Origin of the sequence: Sphingobacterium sp. WOUb80, assembly GCF_050058145.1 — a bacterium.
In the GTDB taxonomy this organism is placed as follows: Bacteria; Bacteroidota; Bacteroidia; order Sphingobacteriales; family Sphingobacteriaceae; genus Sphingobacterium.
Map to the genome: position 1 here is coordinate 4637917 of NZ_CP165617.1, position 20823 is coordinate 4658739.

The 20823-nt window shown below is 40.4% G+C and carries 19 protein-coding genes; 6 read left to right on the forward strand and 13 right to left on the reverse strand.

All coding sequences use genetic code 11. The features are described from left to right. The first annotated feature begins 51 nt into the window (after positions 1 to 51). Entirely contained in the window at positions 52 to 747 is a 696-nt protein-coding gene (gene lipB, locus AB1Z56_RS19225; RefSeq protein WP_426789892.1) for a lipoyl(octanoyl) transferase LipB, read from the forward strand. Between the two features lie 197 nt (positions 748 to 944). Here the strand turns inward: lipB and AB1Z56_RS19230 are convergent, their stop codons facing one another. The 3 genes from AB1Z56_RS19230 to AB1Z56_RS19240 all read right to left on the reverse strand — a co-directional run bounded on the left by AB1Z56_RS19230 (position 945) and on the right by AB1Z56_RS19240 (position 3210). Beyond that, positions 945 to 2165: a hypothetical protein gene (locus AB1Z56_RS19230; RefSeq protein ID WP_426789893.1), complete on the reverse strand. Its 1221-nt coding sequence runs from the start codon at positions 2163 to 2165 to the stop codon at positions 945 to 947. Positions 2166 to 2383: 218 nt separating this feature from the next. After that, entirely contained in the window at positions 2384 to 2764 is a 381-nt protein-coding gene (locus AB1Z56_RS19235; RefSeq protein WP_426789894.1) for a hypothetical protein, read from the reverse strand. Positions 2765 to 2793: 29 nt separating this feature from the next. Beyond that, positions 2794 to 3210, reverse strand: a complete 417-nt coding sequence (locus AB1Z56_RS19240) for a hypothetical protein (RefSeq protein WP_309365479.1) — start codon at positions 3208 to 3210, stop codon at positions 2794 to 2796. Between the two features lie 183 nt (positions 3211 to 3393). On the opposite strand from AB1Z56_RS19240, the gene AB1Z56_RS19245 reads away from it, so the two are divergent. The 3 genes from AB1Z56_RS19245 to AB1Z56_RS19255 all read left to right on the forward strand — a co-directional run bounded on the left by AB1Z56_RS19245 (position 3394) and on the right by AB1Z56_RS19255 (position 7314). Further along, positions 3394 to 4665 (forward strand): hypothetical protein, encoded by a 1272-nt coding sequence (locus AB1Z56_RS19245; protein WP_426789895.1) that lies wholly within the window; start codon positions 3394 to 3396, stop codon positions 4663 to 4665. Positions 4666 to 4687: 22 nt separating this feature from the next. Further along, a complete protein-coding gene (locus tag AB1Z56_RS19250; protein WP_426789896.1) occupies positions 4688 to 6376 on the forward strand; it encodes a HEPN domain-containing protein in 1689 nt (562 codons plus the stop codon). 92 nt (positions 6377 to 6468) lie between these two features. After that, positions 6469 to 7314, forward strand: a complete 846-nt coding sequence (locus AB1Z56_RS19255) for a HEPN domain-containing protein (protein WP_426789897.1) — start codon at positions 6469 to 6471, stop codon at positions 7312 to 7314. A gap of 2 nt (positions 7315 to 7316) precedes the next feature. Here the strand turns inward: AB1Z56_RS19255 and AB1Z56_RS19260 are convergent, their stop codons facing one another. From AB1Z56_RS19260 to AB1Z56_RS19270, 3 genes are all read right to left on the reverse strand, one after another. After that, complete coding sequence (locus tag AB1Z56_RS19260; RefSeq protein WP_426792397.1) at positions 7317 to 7565, reverse strand: DUF4143 domain-containing protein; 249 nt, start codon at positions 7563 to 7565, stop codon at positions 7317 to 7319. 330 nt (positions 7566 to 7895) lie between these two features. Continuing rightward, a complete protein-coding gene (locus tag AB1Z56_RS19265; protein ID WP_426789898.1) occupies positions 7896 to 8534 on the reverse strand; it encodes an NAD-dependent epimerase/dehydratase family protein in 639 nt (212 codons plus the stop codon). A gap of 64 nt (positions 8535 to 8598) precedes the next feature. Next, positions 8599 to 10176, reverse strand: a complete 1578-nt coding sequence (locus AB1Z56_RS19270) for a Na+/H+ antiporter (protein ID WP_309365473.1) — start codon at positions 10174 to 10176, stop codon at positions 8599 to 8601. 172 nt (positions 10177 to 10348) lie between these two features. Here AB1Z56_RS19270 and AB1Z56_RS19275 point away from each other — a divergent pair, with 172 nt between their 5' ends. After that, the gene (locus AB1Z56_RS19275; RefSeq protein WP_426789899.1) at positions 10349 to 10720 is read left to right on the forward strand and encodes a hypothetical protein; all 372 of its coding nucleotides are present in this window, start codon (positions 10349 to 10351) and stop codon (positions 10718 to 10720) included. A 2-nt stretch (positions 10721 to 10722) separates the two neighbouring features. After that, complete coding sequence (locus tag AB1Z56_RS19280; protein WP_426789900.1) at positions 10723 to 12138, forward strand: PLP-dependent aminotransferase family protein; 1416 nt, start codon at positions 10723 to 10725, stop codon at positions 12136 to 12138. Positions 12139 to 12440: 302 nt separating this feature from the next. On the opposite strand, the gene AB1Z56_RS19285 is transcribed toward AB1Z56_RS19280, so the two are convergent. From AB1Z56_RS19285 to AB1Z56_RS19315, 7 genes are all read right to left on the reverse strand, one after another. Then, positions 12441 to 14084: a PepSY-associated TM helix domain-containing protein gene (locus tag AB1Z56_RS19285; RefSeq protein ID WP_426789901.1), complete on the reverse strand. Its 1644-nt coding sequence runs from the start codon at positions 14082 to 14084 to the stop codon at positions 12441 to 12443. Positions 14085 to 14090: 6 nt separating this feature from the next. Then, complete coding sequence (locus AB1Z56_RS19290) at positions 14091 to 14369, reverse strand: hypothetical protein (RefSeq protein ID WP_309365465.1); 279 nt, start codon at positions 14367 to 14369, stop codon at positions 14091 to 14093. 10 nt (positions 14370 to 14379) lie between these two features. Continuing rightward, positions 14380 to 14712, reverse strand: coding sequence for a hypothetical protein (locus AB1Z56_RS19295; RefSeq protein WP_426789902.1), 333 nt, complete (start codon positions 14710 to 14712; stop codon positions 14380 to 14382). 27 nt (positions 14713 to 14739) lie between these two features. Continuing rightward, positions 14740 to 17154, reverse strand: coding sequence for a TonB-dependent siderophore receptor (locus tag AB1Z56_RS19300; RefSeq protein WP_426789903.1), 2415 nt, complete (start codon positions 17152 to 17154; stop codon positions 14740 to 14742). 115 nt (positions 17155 to 17269) lie between these two features. Further along, positions 17270 to 17986 carry a DUF4198 domain-containing protein gene (locus AB1Z56_RS19305; RefSeq protein ID WP_426789904.1) on the reverse strand — a complete coding sequence of 239 codons (717 nt, stop codon included), beginning with the start codon at positions 17984 to 17986 and terminating at the stop codon, positions 17270 to 17272. A 387-nt stretch (positions 17987 to 18373) separates the two neighbouring features. After that, positions 18374 to 19186 carry an MBL fold metallo-hydrolase gene (locus AB1Z56_RS19310; protein WP_426789905.1) on the reverse strand — a complete coding sequence of 271 codons (813 nt, stop codon included), beginning with the start codon at positions 19184 to 19186 and terminating at the stop codon, positions 18374 to 18376. Positions 19187 to 19262: 76 nt separating this feature from the next. After that, on the reverse strand, positions 19263 to 20690 hold the full coding sequence (locus tag AB1Z56_RS19315; RefSeq protein WP_309365456.1) for an L-serine ammonia-lyase: 1428 nt from the start codon (positions 20688 to 20690) through the stop codon (positions 19263 to 19265). Between the last annotated feature and the right edge of the window lie 133 nt (positions 20691 to 20823).

Genomic DNA, 20823 nt, shown 5'->3' on the forward strand with positions numbered 1-20823 from the left:
ACAATGATCTGACTGGACGTTAAGCCCATTCAGATCTTAAAAAAATAAGAGATGAACAAAGAGGTGCAGTTTCAAGATTGGGGCCTTGTCGATTACCAAGAAGCCTGGGACCGACAGGAATCCATCTTTAAGGGAGTATTGGACATTAAGCACGACAATAGGGTCAACGCAACAGCAACCAGTACCCCCAATTACTTGATCTTTACAGCACATCCCCACGTTTACACCTTAGGTAAAAGCGGTCACGAGGAATACTTGCTGTTAGATGAAAAAGGACTTGAAGAGAAAGAGGCCAAATTTTATAAGATCAACCGGGGCGGGGACATTACCTATCACGGTCCGGGACAGATTGTCGGTTATCCGATCCTGGATCTCGACAACTTCTTTACGGATATACATCTTTATCTGCGCACATTGGAGGAAGCAATTATATTGACTTGTGCAGATTATGGTATCGACGCTGGAAGATATCCCGGATTTACCGGCGTATGGATAGAGCCCGATAAACCGACAGCACGCAAGATCTGTGCAATGGGAGTACGCGCTTCACGCTGGGTGACCATGCATGGTTTTGCATTCAATGTCAATACAGATCTTGATTATTTCGGCAACATCATTCCTTGTGGCATAGACGATAAGGATGTAACGTCTTTAAAGCGGGAACTTGGTAAAGAAGTCGATCTGGAAGACGTGAAAGAAAAATTGAAAGGCCATATCGCACAGCTCTTTGAGATGCAAGTCGTCTAATTTAAGATTTCAATAACATCCAAAGGCCCTTTGAAAGCGGAGTTTTAATTCCCCTTCAAAGGGCCTTGTTTTTTGCGCATCCCTATTCCTGCTCGTTAATAAAAATCCTTGCTAACATCATAAACGACGAACATTTTCAAACACGTTGACGTCTTTATTTAGCCCCGACTACTTAGCCATGACACAATTTCTGAATATTAACAATAATACATGCACTCATAGCTGGCCAGTTTCCCATCGACAAATCTGAAAATAAATAAACCGGCATCGCCATTTTGAATATAGTACGTATGTGGCGTTGAAATCCAATCTGCCGAAAGCAGTTCACCAAAGTGGTTTACAAAGTCTTTTTCTGCATAATTGGCATCCATCCGCTCGTTGCCCATGACAATGCTTTCGCCATCACTAAAAAACAGCTTGTACATCGTACCGACCACTTTTCCCTTATAATTTTCTTCGAAAGCAACGATCATATTTGGGGTTTTATAGTAATACTGCGGTTCCCAGCCACATTCCGGCATATCGGGGATTTCGGAAACCCGTTGCAAAGCCAATTGCTTCATTTGCGCATCCGTGATCTTACCGTCAGATAACGACACTCCTTTCCAATCGAAATGGAAATTTAGCGCTTTCAGTTTCTTTGCATAGACTTCGGACTGGAGCTCATTTTGAAACTTATCGGCCAAGACCAATTCAAAATCGATATCAACTTTGGGGTCTACTACTCCTGCTTTGGTATAGGATTCCTTCCAATAGGTAAGCGCCTGTTTTAATTTGGGATACTTGGTCCACCCGATCTCACGCAGGCGTCCAACTGCAGCAAGCTCTTTCTCCTGGTCCTTTCCTTTTACGGCCAGATACTCTTTTAGCACCTTGTCATACGTTAGTTCAGACCCCAAAAATTTCATCTGAATATACTCCGGACTTTCATGAAAGTGGTCTCCAATGTAGACCCATCCATCTGTGTAGAGCGGCACATAATCGATACATACCATTTCATTGAGCCCTGCCCTACGCACAGCGGTACTTGTTGTATTAGGAGCCTTACGCACGCGCAATTGCGACACCTGCACATAGAAATGTGGGCATTGGGCATCTGTTGTTCCACGATAGAAATATTGCTTTGGCTCGCCGGCAGATCTTTTTCCGAACATTGCACTTTTCAAGGGCTGACGATCAATATAGCCGATATCCCCATTACTCACCTGCACCTTATACTGTGTATTGGTGGAATCTAGCAGGTACACAGGTGCCTCCGTCGGAAAAACCCCCAAGAGATCCTTATTATTCCCTCCTTCACGGTAAAGGTGCCCCCATGTTGAGGTATACATTGGCCGCTGGCCCACTGACTGTGCCACTGTATGATGCACAAAACAAGCTAAAAGCAGACAGCATATAACAAATACTTTTTTCGACATAAAATTAATTCTTTGAATACATGAAGCTGACGAATGTAATTAGATCAACGGGCAGGCAATGTTCCTTTTACAAATAAACAGAAGCCTTCCCAGAAGCCGGTTAAACAAACACCACTTCAATAACGAAATTAAAACAAAAAAGAGGCCAATGAAATCACCGGAATCAGGTATTTTGGATGATAGGAAAAAAAAACAGTTTTCTAAACTGCTGGATGTAATTATTTGCGCTGCAATAAACTCACCTGACCTTCCAATGAGAGGATTGTCTTTTCTTGTGCCTTTACCGTTTGCTCTAAGGCATTGACCAGCTGCTTATAAATTCCAAGGCCTTCGGCTGTTGTAGCAGCAGTTTCGGCAGGTGGAGCACTTACCTCAACGCTCTCATCCTTCCGCATCATAGTTCCTTCACCCATCAACAACCATGCGGGACTAATGTCGGGATGTTTGGACAATATTGCAACCATGGCATCCGAACTGAGTGCGGTATTCTTCTGCCCTCCCTTAAAATTTGCATAAGAAAGTTGCACATCTTTGAAAAATTCGGTTTTACTGATGCCTTTGGTTTCAGCAATCAGCAGCACACGTTCCTTTACATTCACTTTCGTCCGTTTTTAAAAATGTTTGTGGTTCATTTATTCTTTAATAAATCAAGTTCGCGTTCTAATGAAGACAATAATCTCTCCAAAGACATAATTGTCTTCTCTTGAGATTTTATAGTTATATTCTGAGATGCGACAACTTGTTTTAGTGTATAAATAACAGAATTGGTAATCCCTTCTAATTCTGGCGTTAGATAAGTTTCCTCCTCTTCTTTTGCTACAGGAACAGGTTTTAACATCTCGCCTTCACCTTTTAATAGCCATTCAGATGAATATTGAGGATATTTTTCAACAAGGCTGATTAACCATTTAGATTGAATATCCGTACCATTGGCCAATGCACGCGTAAAAACACCCTTGCTCGCTCCAATAGTTGCCTCAAAGGCCGATACGCTCATCCCCTCTCTATCCGCAACAATCTTAATTCTCTTCAAAACAGAACTCATTACCGAAAATTTTAATAAAAAATATTTGTTTTACCGAAAAATAGTTCTTAATTTAGTCCTAACGAAGACAATTATAGACTATTTTACTAATCAAAAAACATATGAAACCAACAAGGCTTTAGATCAGTGCACGGATCAGTATTTGCCCTAATAGCAGTTTCATCAACAAAAAAATATAATCTGATGAAAAATACGCAAAAGAAACTAAAAGCGAAACATTTTCGCTATTTAAGCCAAGAACACATCGACGATCCGATGAAATATCTTATAGAGTTCTTTGAAAGCGAAACATCCATACGTGACTGGTTAGCAGATCTAAATATGTTAATCAACGCGGCTTCAAACGCAAAGATGAACCCACCGCGTTCCTCTACCGGATATCTCACCAAAAAATTAATTGAACAGGTAGAATTGGCGTATGTCATTTTTAGGAAATGTAAACTAAAAACAATAGAACAACCGTTGAAGTTCAATAAACGTGTTTCAGACTACTGGAATCATATATTATCAACAGACCCCTGGGCAAGTAATATTGATACAGCAGCAGACAGCATTATCCGTTTTTTTTCTTACGAGTCTTTACAACAATGGTACAGCATTCTTGATGATTTATGGATAAGTTTAGGAGACAGAGATAACGGCTTTTTAGGCAACAACGGCCATGAAATACTTGCTGTAAAAGAATTCTTACTTCGTCTGGCGGCTTCTCTCGGAAAGATCTATGAAAATAAAATACTTCCAGACAATGTTATAGAAAATCAAGAAGACATTGCAAATAAGCAGCGCCAAGCCCAGCAATCTTTGGACGAAACCGAAGACGAAATACTTCACCCCAAAAAAAGCATCATATTACCCGACTGGCTTGCTTCCCAACATTATTCCATCTCAGCATTAAAGGATTTCTTTGATAGAGACGATCTAAATGGTTGGCGAGAAGACATCCGGTATTGGTACCAAACGGTCATCGACGAAAAAGAATTCTGGTCTGCCGACCATGAAAATAGTAAATTTTCGGGGGCAAATCTACTCTTTAACTACGCCTGTCTTTACTCCCTATTAGAAATGTTATCCAATACATCTGAGGAATCCCCTATTCTTCCAGTCGGCATGGACGATTCATTTTCGATATTGCCCGAATGCCAATCAGTTTTGATTAGGCATGCAAAAGAGGAGATTATACTTTATTATGTATCGAATGAAGAACTAGACGATCCTTTGTCAGCACTATTGGCAACAGTTAAAACATACGATCAGCAGGAATGGAATGAAATCTTGTATGAATGGATCAACTATGGCCTCGCCAAAAACCGATATACCGGTGCCTATGCAGATTACAGTACACGAATTTACCAGACTATGATCAAAATAATAGAACTCGCCTATTTAACAGCTTTTTCTGAAGAGATAGAATCTCTCAATCAAAAACAAACAACTCTTCTAGAAACAGAAATATAACCTCCATTTATCAACCCATATTATGAACACCGATATTACCCCTATTATCGAAGCAATACTTCGTGCCGTTGCTGTCGATGAAATCTACCAATGGACTTTTGACCACGATGATAAAAAGTATCTGATGCTACAGGTCAATCTTACGTCAAATGCCGGAATTCGTTTTTCTGATGCAAACAGCCTGATAAACAAAACTATCGACCCCTATCCAAATGTATTTATCAATGTGAACTTCACGCACGAGATACAGCAAAAATTGAATCAAGGTTTAGGTCGGGCTTATCTTATTTGCCAACCTGAAAACCGCATTTATCAAAATCCTGTGCAAGATATACCCCTTGTCTTACCAAATAATAAAAGTGACGAAGTCATCGAAAAAACACGGACATATATCGAAAAGGAAAAGAGCAAGATTCGATCTTTTGTAGATGGATACAATTTCTATTTCGAGCATAAAAATTATGCACACGCAGCATTTATGCTACATCAAGCTTTAGAACTTGCATTTCGAACGGCAGAAAATATCCTCGTCGTTGAGGATAAAAAGTCCCATTCGCTAAAAAACCATATAAACTATCTCAAAACTTTCGACGATCGGCTCGGCAAGCTGGCAGACAACAACGAAAACAAACATGCTTTGGAGAAAATCAACAAGGCATACATTGACTATCGATATCAATTTGACTATTTTATAGATGAAGTTGTATTAGAAACCGCCTATCAGATTTCTATAAACACATTAAACTGGATCTACGATTATTCCAATATTTTATTCCAAGAAATTAAGTCAAAACTTAACCCACTCCCAATTGCCAACAGTGAAGTTGAAAATTGCAAAAACAACAATGAAATATACAAACAAAGCTATTGCAACGCCAATTATCGGGACCTCATTTTAAATGCTATAGAGTGCAATTGCACCCCTGCTCTAGTAGTATGTTTCGGTTATGATTCTGATCATCACAAATATCATAATGCGCTCCAAAGGGCAAAAAATGATTGCATCACGCATGGTTATTATATTTTTGTCGCTTATGATATTTTAAGCACCGAGATCAATAATCTAACGCAGCTCATAGCAGATTTGCTCCCCAACAATGTATCGCTCACGCTGGTCCTGGAAAACTCCGCAGCTTTCACCAAACAGCTTTCAAAGAGCCATCCCTTTTTCCTTTCGCTCCTAAAAGCGGGTGACATCTGGTTTCAGAATTCATCAATAGCCAATATCAATCGGGAAAGTATCGCCGCCCCACAGCTCGATCTTGAATATGTACGTCAACAATGGAAGACGCGCTATAACAATGCACGTTGCTTATATTACGCCTTTGAAGAGGGGCGGTCGTTTGGTGTAGAAGCGGTATATTACACCCTTTCACAAGTGTTGGAACAAATTTGCCTGGGCGTCATTAACACGATACTCCAATACAAACCACAACGAGTCAACCTTACTTTTCTGATAAAACTCTGCAAATTAATCGTGCCTGACGCCTACGCCATATTCTGCCTTGACCATGAGGATCATGTTGCCGCTTTTAAGAACATTACTGAAGCACAGCAGGAATTTAGGTATAATGCAAATTATAAAGGAGATCCACTAACAATTATAGAATTGCAACAATGCACAAAAACGTTTATAGAAAAATGTAACTATGAGATGGAAGATTACTTTGGAAAAATAGAAAGTTTAAATAATAACATAGGGATAGTTTAGTCAACTTTTTGCGCATTTTTAATCACAAAAAAATAAACATAATTTTGCATAATCAATTTCGCTTTTGAACCCGCTATACTTATACATTAATTATGAACACCAATTTACTTCATACCACTAATTCTGGGTATAATACAATCATAAATGAAATAGTAAATATTGTTTCGCCCCTTGCCGTTATCCATTATGGGCTATGGATATTTTCGAACAAAAAATCTCGAAAAAATCCATCTATAGACACTAATGACATTTTAAATCTGTTAGTAATACTTGATGCAAAAGATACTCAAAGCAATGAAAGCAACTTAATTAGTAGAATCGAGAACAGTCTTCTTCGGATAAAGAAATCATCAGTTTTAGTTCATAGTATTGATTTCGTCAATGAGGGATTATCTTGGGGGCAGGATTTCTTTATTGATATAATGGAGCGAGGAAAGATAATATATCAATCTGATATATTTCTAATAACGACTTACTTTAAGATAAACCCCCAGTCGAAAATACAAAGAGTAAAAGATGTTTTCAATAATTTTCATATCAAAGGTTCTCAATTTCTACATCTAGCCAATATTACATATCTCTCAAAGGACCTCCATGTTAGTATATTTCTATTACATCAAGCCACCGAATTATTGATGAGAAGCATATTGGTAACACATACGCGTTACGACCCAAAGACCCATAACCTATCGCAATTAGCCCGATATTGCCGTCATATTACTCCTCAAATAGATAAGATATTCTTTACGAAAGGAAAAAAACAACAACAAGCCATTTCGGACTTTCGTTCTCTGCAAGACAGCTACGTCTTAGCACGATACGAATTAGGTTATCACATCAATAAAAAATTGATCAGGACACTATTAACTAAGGCAAAAAAATTAGAACAACTAAGCACATTATTAGAAATACGATTACTGGACAAATTAGCTAAATAATTTTATTCAAGACCAATAAACGCTCTAAAATTATCTTTTGAGATTACCTGAACATCTGCGCTATAGGCTTCTACAAAATTTGAAGGTATTTTTGCTTTCGCCTTAGAATTACATTTAAATTCGTAACCAGTTATTTTACCATCCATTTCTTCTACATAATCGATTTCTTGCTGCTGTTTAGTCCGCCAAAAGTATTTGTTGACAAAACGCCGGCTATAACGGTTGTTTTTTAAGCGTTCACCAAAAGTAATGCTTTTCGGTGAACAAACTCACCAAAAAGCATTACTTTTGGTGAATACACATGTTATAAAACTTTGGAGTAAAATTAAATACTTACTTTAAATACGATTAAATCCGCAGAAATCCATCAGTTGAAGCCTTTAGGAACTCACCAAAACATTTATCGAAAAATGTAACCATGAGATGGAAAGCTATTTTGAGAAAATTTCTAGCCAACAGCTGATCGAACGAATTTGGATAGAAAGCGTATTACATAGTGATAATCCAATTACAATTATGTCAAATAATTTGTAAATAATCGGAATTATTCCGATTACTATATAAATATTTAACAAAGCGGTTTAAGCAAGGGCGCGAATATCTTTAATCTCCAAGATGTTCTTAACGTCATCGCTTTCCACGGCATGTATCATGGCGCGTCCGACTTCATGTAGGGAAAGTACTGATGAAGGGGCAAAAAACTTGATTATTTTGGCAACAAAAGCAAAGGGATTGGCATGTTTTTGCCCTGCAACGGTTGTCATTGCTCCCGGCCTAAAGTTATACTCCTTTTTGAACGGCAACTTTGCCAGCTCATTCTCAGTCTTTCCTTTCACTCTTGCCCACATGACCTTGCCTTGCTCCGTGCTATCCGTACTCCCTCCTGAGACATAAATAAAGCTGATGGCTGGATTAATCTCCAACAGGGACTTTGCAAAAGCCAGTGTCGTATCATAAGTAATATAACGGTACTTGTCTTCTTTCATTCCCACAGAACTCACACCTGCACAGTAAAAGCAGGCATCATATCCTGCAATCGCATCTCTAAATAGCGAAAGTTTAGTAAAATCCTCTACCAAAAGTTCCTTCAATTTAGGATGTTGAATAGCCGCGGTACGACGCGAAATGCTCAGCACAGCTGTTACCTTATCGTTTTGAAGGCATTCCAATAAAACGCCTTCGCCAACCATTCCGGTGGCTCCTGTTATGATTACTTTCATATTTTATCGCTGCCCACTCAGAGGCTTTAGTTCTATATCAAATATTATCGTTTCCACTAAGTCATTATATCCGCCGCAATCGCTCTTCTTCCAGATCCAGCTGGTATAACTGCGAACGAACAAGTCCCTCATCAATGGTTGACTCGCAGTTTAATTTCTGAAGGTATTCTCGCTGCACATCCAAAAGCTCCATAAATATCACTTTCGTTTTTTCGTTCATCCAGGAATCATCTGCCGCATTTACCTTTTCCTCCCAATGTTTCAAAATTCGGTCCATTACATCACGGTTATGCAGTTCTTTTTCATGTTTATCTTTTAAAAATTGGTAAACATGGTTTTTCAGCCCCTGTTTCATGCGACGGCGAACCTGCTCTTCGGGTTCCTCTTCAAAGGTTTCAAATAACCTGGTCCTTTTGATCAAGTAAGGTAGCGTAAGCCCTTGCACCAAGAGTGTGGACAGAATCACCACAAAGGTGATAAATAGGATCAGATTTCGTTGCGGAACGGCCACGCCGTTCATGACTACAGGAATAGAAAGTGCTGCTGCGAGTGACACCACTCCCCGCATGCCAGTCCAGCCCAATAATAGGGGCATTAGAAAACGTTGTTTGGGTGACCGTGACCGTGGGGCGACAGTAGGACGGAAAATTAGCGTAGCAATCATAGCTGCATACGAACTGATGATACGGGCAAGAATCAATACTGCTGTTACCAAAAGACCGTATCCTATTGCTTCCCGCAGCGAAGTGCCATTGGAACGCAAACCATCAACAATTTCTGGAAGATCTAATCCGATAATAAAAAATACAATACCATTTAGAATAAATACAAAACTTTCCCAAACACTTAACCCACGCACCCGACTCGTGCTATTGAGAAATGTCAACCGCTGACCGGACATCAGGAGTCCGCCTGCAACAACAGCCAATACACCTGAACTATGGAACTGTTCTGCGATCCAATACATAAAGTAGGGTTCGATCAAGGTAAGTGCAATGTCCGATGGCGCATCTGTCGGCAGGCGTTTGTGTGCCTGAATAAAGAACCAACCCAATAAGAGGCCAATCCCCACCCCACCGACAAGCATCCAGATAAAGGATACCGCGGCTTGTCCCCATACAAATTGCCCTGTTCCCACAGCAATAAGGGCAAAACGGACAATGATCAATGAAGATGCATCATTTAAGAGGCTTTCGCCCTCCAGGATAGCCGAAGTTGTTTTGGGGACTTTCACAAATTTCATAATAGCCCCCGTACTGACGGCATCCGGTGGCGACACGATGCCCCCAAGCAGAAAACCCAGCGCAAGTGTAAATCCCGGGATATAATAATTGGCTACCACCGCAACGGAAAGTGCAGTAAAGAATACCACCAAAAATGCAAAACTCCCTATAATACGCCACCACTTCTTCATCTCCTTAAACGAAATAGACCAGGAAGCCTCGCAGAGCAATGGTGGCAGAAAAATGAGAAATATGACATCCGGGTCGATCGTCACGACAGGCAAAGTGGGAATAAAACTGATTAATAGTCCCGCTAGAACCAAAAGAATTGGATAGGCTATCCTGAGTTTGGTTGCCCACATTTCGATCAATACAATGATCGCGATCATCGCGATAAATAAAGGAAACAAGCTATGCATACTACTTCACAATTTATGGTCCTGAGATATCCTTTTTTTAATGTAAATATCTCAAATGGAAATTAAAAAAACTCATGGTCATCCTATTTTTTTCTGTACCCCTGTTTTAACAACACTCTGTACCTAAACAGCATCCTGTACCCTTCTTAAATTAGCAAAAAGATTTATCCTTATGGCGACAACTGCAAATCAACCGTATCTGATCAGACAAGTAGATCTTTCTGATTTAGCGCTTATCAAAGAAATGCTCAACAAAAAACAGATAGATACAGCCCTCATAGGCATGCCTTTTATGGTGCTCGATCAATGTAATCAATTAACAGCCGTTTCGTCCGTAACAATCTGTAAAAAGAACCGTTTATCGATCGAAATCACCTGCCAAGCGCCTATTCCGGATACGCTTTCCAAATTATTCATGGACAAAGCGCAATTCTTCTTCGAGCACCAGTTGATGGACATGTTTGGTTCAGAAGAATCGCTCCGAAAAGGAGTGCATCGATATAACAACTGGTTAAATCAAAACAGAAACAGTAAATTAGCATAAGGATGGAACAGCAACTGTTATATAAGAAAATAGCCAATATTGTTGAGAATCAGATCAAAAATGGGTCTTTGGTCTATGGCGATCGTTTACCCTCTGTGCGGAGTGCACAAAAGTTATACAATGTAAGTTTAAACACGGCAAAAAGTGCATATATGGAACTAGAGAGCAGATCTCTAATTGAATCGCGCCCAAAATCGGGCTATTTCGTTAGTCGGTCTGGACTTCGTCGGATGGCTATTCCTTCTATTTCCACATTTAAGATCGATGAAAAGAAACAAGATCCTGCAGCATTGATCGATAAAGTTTTCCACTCGCTGGAAGACAAGGAAATTACACGCTTTTCGCTGGGTTTACCCAGCCCATCATTACTTCCGATTCAGAAACTCAATCGATGCATTGTAGAGTCTGTTCATGAACTGCATGATTACGGGGATCAATATGGACAAGTACAGGGAAGTCCCAGCTTACGGAAAGAAATTGCCAAATGGTCGTTGGTACTTGAAGGAAAAATAAGTGACGAGGATCTGATTATCACGTCGGGTGCTATGAATGCGATTTACAGCTGCCTTCGCGCAGTCACTAAGCCCGGTGATACCATAGCTGTGGAAAGCCCGCTTTATTTTGGTTTTATTCAGGCTTTTCAATTGCTCGGTCTCAAAACCATCGAGATTCCGACCCATCCTATTACAGGAATAGAATTAGATGCCCTGAAAAAAGTTATTCATAAAATTGATGTCTGTTGTTTCGTTACCAACTTTAGCAATCCATTGGGTGCGCTAATGCCGGAAGAGCACAAGAAAGAGCTTGTCAAACTGCTCGCCCATCACCATATTCCATTGATTGAAGATGACCTCTATGGAAACATCTATTTCGGTTCGTCACGCCCCAAACCATGCAAATATTTTGATGAGGAGGGACTGGTGATGTGGTGTGGATCATTTACCAAAGTATTGGCGCCAAGTTTTCGGCTCGGATGGGTTGAGCCCGGGCAGTACAAGGATAAGATCCTAAAACAAAAACTCATACAGACGATTTCACAACCTGCTATTTACCAAGAGGCTGTTTCCAAATTCCTACAGATCGGCAGGTACGACCATCATCTCAATAGCTTCCGAAAAAAACTGTACAGCAATTATATCAATTTCAGAAACAGCATTGAAGCCAATTTTCCAGAAAACACAAAAATGTCACAGCCTGAGGGTGGGTTTGTACTTTGGCTAGAACTGGATGCTAAAATTGACTCAACAATGCTCTACGATTATGCGCTCAGGCAAAAGTTGAGTTTTGCCCCAGGAAGGATGTTTACGCAGCACGATCAGTTTAAGAACTGTATTCGGCTCAACTATGCCGTGGACTGGAACGAGAAGACTGCTCAGGACCTGATGCGTCTTGGCCGATTTTTTAAGACCGTATTATAAGGAAATCAAACCCAGTCTATTTCACCTCCATCATCATCCTGAATGGACAGCAGCATATCATTCCGATCATTGACCTGAATCGTGATACAGTCGAACAACAGCCGAAGTTACCCCGACGCTGTCTGGGAGCAATCTGCAACAAGCCCCCAATACTTCCCGAAGCCATGCCGAAGAAATGTAGTGCAAAACTAATCCTTGGAGGTACTTATACCACACTGCTATACGCTCAAAGGGCACCATATAGGTGCCCTTTGAATTAAAAAACGAAGTAATTATACTTCGCAGAGAGAAAAGAATCTTTGTTAACGAATCGTCTCAAAGAATTTTTTGGTCTTGTTATAGGCGATTACACCAATAATACCGATCATCAGCCATAAAAAGTCGACTACAAAAATATCGCGCTGTCCATTGCGGAAGGTATCCCAGATCCAATTACCAGTTATAAATCCATTGACAAGCGGAATAAAAAATGCCAATATGCTTCCAACCAGCAAGGTTTCGCGATTGGTTCTTCGAATGCTTCTCCGGATAATGTAATACAGTGAAAATACGAGCCAGCTGTAGAAATACACCCGGTAAATAAAATCCTGATTAACCTCTGGACTCAATTTAATAGCAATAAAAGTCAATGCAGTGACAGGCAGCATCGTCAGACATATTGCCGTGAAGATATTGGCAGCCCAGAAATTGAATTTTCGCTTTCGTGGAATTACGTTGTTTTTGTCACGTGCTACCAGCCAGATTAAAATACCCGAGATAATGACCAAACAGCCCATAACCCCTAAAATAAAGTATACCATCTTAAGCGGATAACCGCCATAATCACCATAATGCAGGCGATATAAAAGGCTCCGGACACCATCGGCATAGGTAGCGTCACTGACCGGAGATTTCTCGGCAACCACCTTATTGTCGGCCGCTCGCACAGACAATAAACCCGATCCAGCAAAACTCTTGTTAAAATGCGGTTCCAGCTCCATGACAACATGCATATTGGAATCTGCATAGTTTTTGATCGTAATACGCTGGAAATCGGCGTCCGGCCATTTATATTTTGCCAGATCCAAAAATGGAGCAATCTTAATGTCTGCTTTTAAAGGTTTGTAGGTATAGGGAAAATCGGTCTCGGCACTAACCCCCATCTCCTGATACATTTTTTGTTGATCACCATCATATAGCAACTTGCTCAGCGGTAAAGCCAGGACAGAATTAATGATCAAAAATGTACCTGTTACCGCAAAGATAAATTGAAAGGGAAAACCAATCACACCCAATGCCGTATGCATATCGGTCCATACCGTTTTCCATTTACTGAAGGGTCTGAACACGAAGAAATTTGAGACGATCTTGTCCCAATGCAGCAATAATCCTGTAATAAGAGCAAATAGGAAAATAAAAGCGGTAATTCCAGCAATAAGATAACCAAAGGGAGCTATACCTACTCGGATTGGCACCTGATTGAGCTGGGCCATGAAGTGCAAACGAAACAGAAATTCGCCCATATCATAATTCTGCGTATAGTCACCGGACTTCTTGTTCGCAAAATTATAGGTAAAGTTTTTTGAATCATCATCGCCACCTCTTCTGCGGCTATTCTTTTTTGCTGCTTTCTGCTCAGGTGTTACCTTCGCTAGATTTTCTTTATTTAAGATACTGTCATTGGATGCACTGAGCCCAACATAAGCGGAGGTCCCTTCCCGGTGCATATAAAAAGTGATATCGCGTCCATGCAAATTTGTTTGTCCTTTGAGTGAATCGAGCAAACGATCAAAGTTTTGGTGATCTTCGCGATAGGTCTTATAGGACGTATTATTCTGCCAGGCAGCAATTTCATTTCTAAAAAATGCAAATGATCCCGCAAAAAATATCACATAGAGAATCGCACAGATGATAATGCCACTAATGGTATGTGTATTGAAATAGATATTATAATTTCGGTTATTCATAATCAATTACATTTTGAAGAAATAGGGCAGGGCGAAAGCTGCCGCCAAGAGTAAATATATTCCCCATATTTTCCATCCGTTCTTTGCAAGGAAGGCCAACAACAGCAGCACCGCCCATAAGAGATAACCGGTGAAGGAAGCCGTTACAACAACATCTTTTTTATCAAAAATATGTGTGACCAAGACATGAAATGCGAGCATGACGACATAACCACCGATAAATCCGGCTGTAATTTTCAGGAATCGCTGAAAGGGCGTACTGAGGTATTTTTTATTAGCAGGCATATTTAATCGGTTAAGAAATCAATAGTTCAACACAAAGGCTAAATACATACAATCCCACAATTGGGTACAGTTTGAAATAGCGATAAGGATTCAATAAGACCACAATGCACATCATGCACATGAAATAGGCAAAAAAAGCAAAAAAGCCCGCTCCAAATCCTTGCAGATAAAGAACAGCTCCAAATGGAAAGAGCAGCAATAAGATGCTCAAAGTGCGCACAAACTTAGTTTGTGCGCACAATTTTTCAAGCCATTGCGGTCGGGGGCCAAATTTCACCTTTTTGCTCGTATTGTAAAAAAGGTATGCCCCAAAGAGTATAACGACTAGTAATGTACTATACATCGATTCTATAATTTATCGAGATCGTTTTTAAAACTTATAGGTAACCCCCATACGGAAATTACGTCTAGCTTCTACGATATAGGTGTAATAACTAACACTTTCTGGAACACTTGCATTTTTTGCTGTTGTCGAACCTGAGGTCAGCAGCTTCCGGTTATCCAACAAGTTATTCACCATAAGAGAGATACTATATTTTCCACTTTGATAGCTGATACCACCATCCGTTCTTATATAATTCTTAAAGTTACTTTCTTTTGTCGTTCCTATAGCACGGTCAAACATACCTTGAACGCTACCTGTTAAGCCTAGTCCTTTCAGTGGCCCTTGTTGCAAACGGTAGGTTAACCAAGCATTCGCGGTGTGTTTCGCTGTATTCGGTGTGATATTTCCGATATTTTCTTCTTTTCCATCTTTCGATATTTTGGAATCTGTCAATGCGTAGTTTGCGTTAACATTTAATCCCTTAACAATTTCACCGGTAATATCGAACTCTATTCCCTTACTTGTTGTTTCACCAAGAGCGATTTTAAAGAAACTATTACCACCTGCAATTGGATGGTCAAGATCATCTGTCAAAGCATTCTTACGTTTGATCTGGTAGGCACTCAATGTAGAAATCCATTTTCCTCCACCCCACTCTTTTTTAATACCCGCCTCAAGATCATTACCTCTGACTGGCTTAAAAGCATTTCCTTCCCAATCGGTTCCCGCTTGCGGCACAAAAGACTGGTCAAATAATCCATACACACTTGTTGATTTGTCTATGGAATAACTTAATCCGACACGCGGTGTAAATGCTTTATCTGTCCGATCTGCTACAGCGGTTTTCCCTACAGTTTCGGCTATCGTATAGCGTAAGCCTAAAGACAGACGTAGTTTTTCTTCCAAAAATGCCATCTCATCATGTACATAAAAAGACGAATACGATACAGAGTTCACATAATTTTGTCCCCCGGCCCTTACTTTAATACTTTTAGACCTGTCGGGATTAGGTATTACTTCTTCCTTAATCCCATAAACAGGATTATAAACATTCAATGGCTTTGTCACCAATGAATCTGTTGCCAATACATCGAAATCACCCCAGAATTTTTTAGTACCAAAGTCAGCACCAGCCAAGATACGATGACGAACGCTTCCCGTATATTCCTCTCCTGTAAAGGAGAATTGGCCAAATTTGTTTTCCCCAGCTTCATCAGCCATATTATAGGTTCGAGACATATCACCGTTGGCACGCATCGCACCCACCCACGAACTGGTAGCGATCATATTAAAATTAAAATAAGCAAGCTGCCCATGGAAATTCCATTTGGAATTTAGTTTTCGATCAAAATATACGTATGCACTATGATCTTTGATTTTATTTGGCGCAAATGAAGGATCTCCTGCGAAAAAATCATTTGAAATACCTGGATCGGCGAATCCTTTTGGCGAAAAGGCATAGTTACCGTTTGACAAGTATGTAGAACCTTGATAGGTATATTCAAATGTCAATGAAGTCAGTGAATCCATCTTGTAAGTCACGACAGGAGCAATTACAACACGGTCACTATAGTTATATTTTGTATAGAAATCTTTCTGTTGACCAGCTACATTAAGGCGGTAAAGTAACTTACCATCTTTCCTTAATTTACCATCTAAATCAAGAGCAGCACGATACGTACTAAAACTACCTGTATTCAACGTTACAGACCCCTTCGTGTTTCCTGTCGGCTTCTTGGTAACGACATTATAAAATCCTCCCGGTTCGCCATTGGCTAGCATAAAACCTGCAGGTCCTTTCACAAACTCGATTCGCTCGATCATACTCGCATCTTCGGCTGTAGGCCCCCAAGAAGCTTCAATATTCATCCCGTTACGGAATGCTGGGATCTTTGATCCGCGCATACGGATATTCGCATACTGATTGTCCCAGTGTCCCTGGCGTGTAGCTCCACTGATATTACGCGTAATACCGTCAACAATGTCGAAAACCTGTTGATCTGCCATCAGGTCTGATGAAATAACCTGAATATTTTGAGGCAATTCTAAGATTGGTGTTTTAAGGCGCAAAGATCCGGAAATACTGTCAAACTTATAATGCTCATAGTATTTACCATAAACCGCAACTTCGTCGATGGCTTGCGATTGGTCTTTTAAGATGATGGGGCCAAGGTTTGTCGTCTCATCTGTTACGTTCACTTCCATCGTGTGCTTACCATAACCGATCGCTTTAATCTCGATATGATAGGTTTTGGATGAAAGCTTATGAAAAGTGAAATGCCCCTCACTATCTGTGCTGGTGGTCACCCCCGTATTAGTTAATCTTACTGTCGCTCCTGTGATAGGTTCGGATTTTTCATTGATAAGAATTCCTTCAATTACTTTGTTCGTCTGTGCCTGTGCAACAGAAAAAACCGAACTAATCATAGGAATAGCCAGAAAAGATAAAGTTTTATTCATGAATGTAGTGTGGTAGATGTTTTTTATAGTAGATATTCGTTGTATTAGGATCCATTGTTGTTTCCGATGTTTCAAATGGATCCTTTATTTTTTTCAGTCAGCGCTGTAACTGCAGCTATTTTACCGCAAAGAAAGTGGTACTACCCTGCCATGCCGAAGCATAAGGTTTTCCCTCATGTTCACCTGCGGTCTCAGCAAACGTACTTGCTTCTAATACGTAAGGACCTGACCAGATTGCATCAAATGTTAGGATACCATTCTCGTCCGCAACAAACTCTTTTCCCCAGCCTGTCGTAGAAAAAACAGAAACTTTGGCCTGAGGGACAGCCTTACCGAAGCTGGTGATCTTTGCTTTTACAGGTTGCCCTTTTTTTGCATTGGCTGCACCAAGTAACTCAATCTGCAATGGATTTTTCACGTCTTTATAATCTAGTGTTGCAGATTTTCCGACGACAACAGGTACTAAGGAAGAAAATTCATACTTCGTTTTACCACCTAGATCTTTAGGAGCTTTAACAATAGATAGAAAATAGGTTCCTGCTGCTGTAGGTTGAAATGAGCCACTAAAATGATCGCCGTTGTTCGTCAACTGAAGCTTGACGGGTTCCTTTCCAGGAGCATGCAACATTAACGAGAAGTCCTTTACGTCGGAGTACCATTTATCGACCTGATCTCTCTCATTGGTTGCAAACTCACCGTAATATACTTTGACTTCATGGGCTTGGTTTAGTGTCCCATAAGAAGATGATTCAATCCAAAGGGCATGTGCATGACCGGTATGACTACACAGTAATACCGCAAGAAATGTAAAAAATGAAATTAAAATTTTCATAATATGTTGATTGATGTTTAGTTTTCTTCAACTTATTATGGGAGAATTTGCTGGTTTAAGCGAGCTCTGGAACGAATAAAATAATAAAATTCGTTATCTTGCAAGTTCTTCCATATCGTATATCGGGAGTAACTGACACAGCGTGCTGTTTCAGTCATCTACATCCAGTTGCCGCTGTATGTAGACTTACGCCATGTAATAGATTGCCGTCTATTGCATGGTGTTTTTGTTTCCTTTTGTCCAAGTAAACATATGTTGTGCTATTTAGACTGATTAAAAACAAAGCAAATATAACAGGAAATCTTTTTAAATCAACTAATTTTTTTATTTTACAGTATTCTTACGCTCTCATTTCATAGATAAGGCGAGCACAAGGAGCGTTGTAAGCTAGGAAGAGAGTGCAGAAGGAATTGAAAAAGTTGTTACATGATTCTCTAGCACAAGTTTCAGGTCGAATAATTCCGTTTCCTGGTAACGTGTCGCGACATGAAGCTGGATACGTTCGCAGTGTGGTTCGAAAGTTTGCTGTACCAGATCGACTGTATTATTTTCGCCGGAGAGGTGAGTTAGGATAAGATGTTTAAGGCGATCGGTTTTATAGGCGTTAAACAGTTCGACGGCAACACGATTTGAAAGGTGTCCCCAACCACTACTGATCCGATTTTTCAGAAAGTACGAATAGCGTCCTGTACGCAACATTTCCTCGTCATAATTTGATTCCAGAAGCAATACATCTGAATGTTGAATAACATGCTGCACATTTTCACAAGGGCGTCCGATATCTGTAAGTACACCAATATTATATGTTCCGTCTGAAACCAGAAAACTACAGGGTTCTTTGGCATCGTGAAATTTGGGAATACCATAGACCTTGAGACCTCCAATTTCAACAACTTCGTCCGGAGAGATTATATGAACTAAATGGGATGGAAGATGCAATCGGGTACCGTCGTAACTCCCCTTGGTAATATAAACCGGTAAATTATATTTTTTGGCAAATACTGAGAGGCCTCTGATATGATCAGAATGTTCATGGGTAATGAAAATTGCTTTGATCTGAGTCGGTAAAAGACCCAAATTATACATCCGAAGGTGTATATGTTTGCTATTGATTCCAGCGTCTATCAAGATAGCAGAATCATCTTTAGCAACATAATAGCAGTTTCCATTACTTCCGGAGGCGATTGCACAATATTTCATTCGTTTACGCTATTTATAAGAATATATCTATTTTACCGCGTCAAAGATACGAAAAACAAGAAAACTCCGACAGTCATTAACATTCAGGCAAACTCAATGGAATATTGACGGCAAGTCCACCGTCTGCTGTTTCTTTATATTTAGCATTCATATCCAACGCGGTCTCCCACATGGTTTTAACTACTGTATCTAGGCTCACTTTTGCTTTATCCGGGTTCGATTGCAATGCCAATTGTGCTGCAGTAATGGCTTTAATGGCTCCCATTGTGTTACGTTCGATACAAGGAATTTGTACCAGTCCACCGATTGGATCGCATGTTAATCCGAGGTGATGTTCCATGGCAATCTCGGCTGCCATGAGAACCTGACGCTGTGATCCGCCCAGCACTTCTGTCAACGCACCGGCTGCCATCGCTGATGAAACGCCAATCTCCGCTTGACAGCCACCCATTGCTGCGGAAATGGTTGCATTTTTTTTAAATATCGATCCGATCTCGGATGCGGTAAGAATAAATTGAATAATTTTATTTTCACGCATTCCATCGTGGAAAGTAATATAATATTGCAATACCGCCGGGATAACGCCTGAGGCTCCATTGGTAGGTGCTGTTACAACACGTCCAAAAGAGGCGTTCTCCTCATTTACCGCAAGAGCAAAACAACTTACCCAGTCAAGTATATATTGAAAGTTTTGACCTCCCTCACGAATAGCCGCTACCCAGGACTCGTAATCTTGATAACTACGTCCCTGCATGAGCTTTTTATTTAGTTTGGCGGCTCTCCGTTCGACATTTAATCCGCCGGGTAATGTTCCGCCGGTATGACAGCCCCGATAAATACACTCATGTATGGTTTTATAGATATTCAATACTCCGGCTACGGTTTCACTTTCTTCACGCCATGCACATTCATTTTCAAGAACCAGCTCCGAGATTTTCAGGCCTGTTTTCATCGTCCAGTGCAAGAGTTCATGTGCCGTATCTACAGGAAATGGCAAATCCACTTCCGACAGGACACTTTCCGTATCATTTTCCTGCACCACAAAACCGCCACCTATAGAATAATAAGTTTCGGTAATTGCCTTACCGTTGGATAGGAAAGCCTGAAACGTAACGGCATTGGGATGAAAAGGTAGACTTTCAGTGTATAGAAACAAGAGATCTTCCTGATAGGAAAATGGGATGGTCCGCTCAGCAGCAACTTCAAGTTCACCAACAGCCTTGATATGCTCCACTTTGGGAGTCACTCTATTGACATCAAAAGTAACAGGATCATCGCCGCTCAGTCCAAGCAGAACAGCAATATCAGTACCGTGTCCTGCGCCAGTTTTGGCTAAAGAACCGTAAAGCAAAATTTTGACCTGTTCGACCTCATTCAATACGCCCTTTGACTTGAGAACAGCGGTAAATTGCTGGGCTGCACGCCAAGGTCCTAGGGTATGCGAACTCGAGGGGCCGATACCAATCTTAAACATATCAAAAACGGATATTTGTTCTTTGCTCATAATCTTTTATATAGCGGTTGGCCGATCAAGCCATTGCTTTTGTGAAAACCGCATCTAAATTAGCACAAATAAAGTACAATGTTACCTGCATTTGCATTATTATCAATTTGAAAACCAAGCTCAGGTTCTTTTA

Excerpts from the sequence above, each read along its gene's own strand:
- lipB (WP_426789892.1), top strand. The coding sequence starts at position 52 with ATGAACAAAGAGGTGCAGTTTCAAGATTGGGGCCTTGTCGATTACCAA.
- AB1Z56_RS19230 (WP_426789893.1), bottom strand. The coding sequence starts at position 2,165 with ATGTCGAAAAAAGTATTTGTTATATGCTGTCTGCTTTTAGCTTGTTTT.
- AB1Z56_RS19240 (WP_309365479.1), bottom strand. The coding sequence starts at position 3,210 with ATGAGTTCTGTTTTGAAGAGAATTAAGATTGTTGCGGATAGAGAGGGG.
- AB1Z56_RS19245 (WP_426789895.1), top strand. The coding sequence starts at position 3,394 with ATGAAAAATACGCAAAAGAAACTAAAAGCGAAACATTTTCGCTATTTA.
- AB1Z56_RS19250 (WP_426789896.1), top strand. The coding sequence starts at position 4,688 with ATGAACACCGATATTACCCCTATTATCGAAGCAATACTTCGTGCCGTT.
- AB1Z56_RS19255 (WP_426789897.1), top strand. The coding sequence starts at position 6,469 with ATGAACACCAATTTACTTCATACCACTAATTCTGGGTATAATACAATC.
- AB1Z56_RS19265 (WP_426789898.1), bottom strand. The coding sequence starts at position 8,534 with ATGAAAGTAATCATAACAGGAGCCACCGGAATGGTTGGCGAAGGCGTT.
- AB1Z56_RS19270 (WP_309365473.1), bottom strand. The coding sequence starts at position 10,176 with ATGCATAGCTTGTTTCCTTTATTTATCGCGATGATCGCGATCATTGTA.
- AB1Z56_RS19275 (WP_426789899.1), top strand. The coding sequence starts at position 10,349 with ATGGCGACAACTGCAAATCAACCGTATCTGATCAGACAAGTAGATCTT.
- AB1Z56_RS19280 (WP_426789900.1), top strand. The coding sequence starts at position 10,723 with ATGGAACAGCAACTGTTATATAAGAAAATAGCCAATATTGTTGAGAAT.
- AB1Z56_RS19285 (WP_426789901.1), bottom strand. The coding sequence starts at position 14,084 with ATGAATAACCGAAATTATAATATCTATTTCAATACACATACCATTAGT.
- AB1Z56_RS19290 (WP_309365465.1), bottom strand. The coding sequence starts at position 14,369 with ATGCCTGCTAATAAAAAATACCTCAGTACGCCCTTTCAGCGATTCCTG.
- AB1Z56_RS19295 (WP_426789902.1), bottom strand. The coding sequence starts at position 14,712 with ATGTATAGTACATTACTAGTCGTTATACTCTTTGGGGCATACCTTTTT.
- AB1Z56_RS19300 (WP_426789903.1), bottom strand. The coding sequence starts at position 17,154 with ATGAATAAAACTTTATCTTTTCTGGCTATTCCTATGATTAGTTCGGTT.
- AB1Z56_RS19305 (WP_426789904.1), bottom strand. The coding sequence starts at position 17,986 with ATGAAAATTTTAATTTCATTTTTTACATTTCTTGCGGTATTACTGTGT.
- AB1Z56_RS19310 (WP_426789905.1), bottom strand. The coding sequence starts at position 19,186 with ATGAAATATTGTGCAATCGCCTCCGGAAGTAATGGAAACTGCTATTAT.
- AB1Z56_RS19315 (WP_309365456.1), bottom strand. The coding sequence starts at position 20,690 with ATGAGCAAAGAACAAATATCCGTTTTTGATATGTTTAAGATTGGTATC.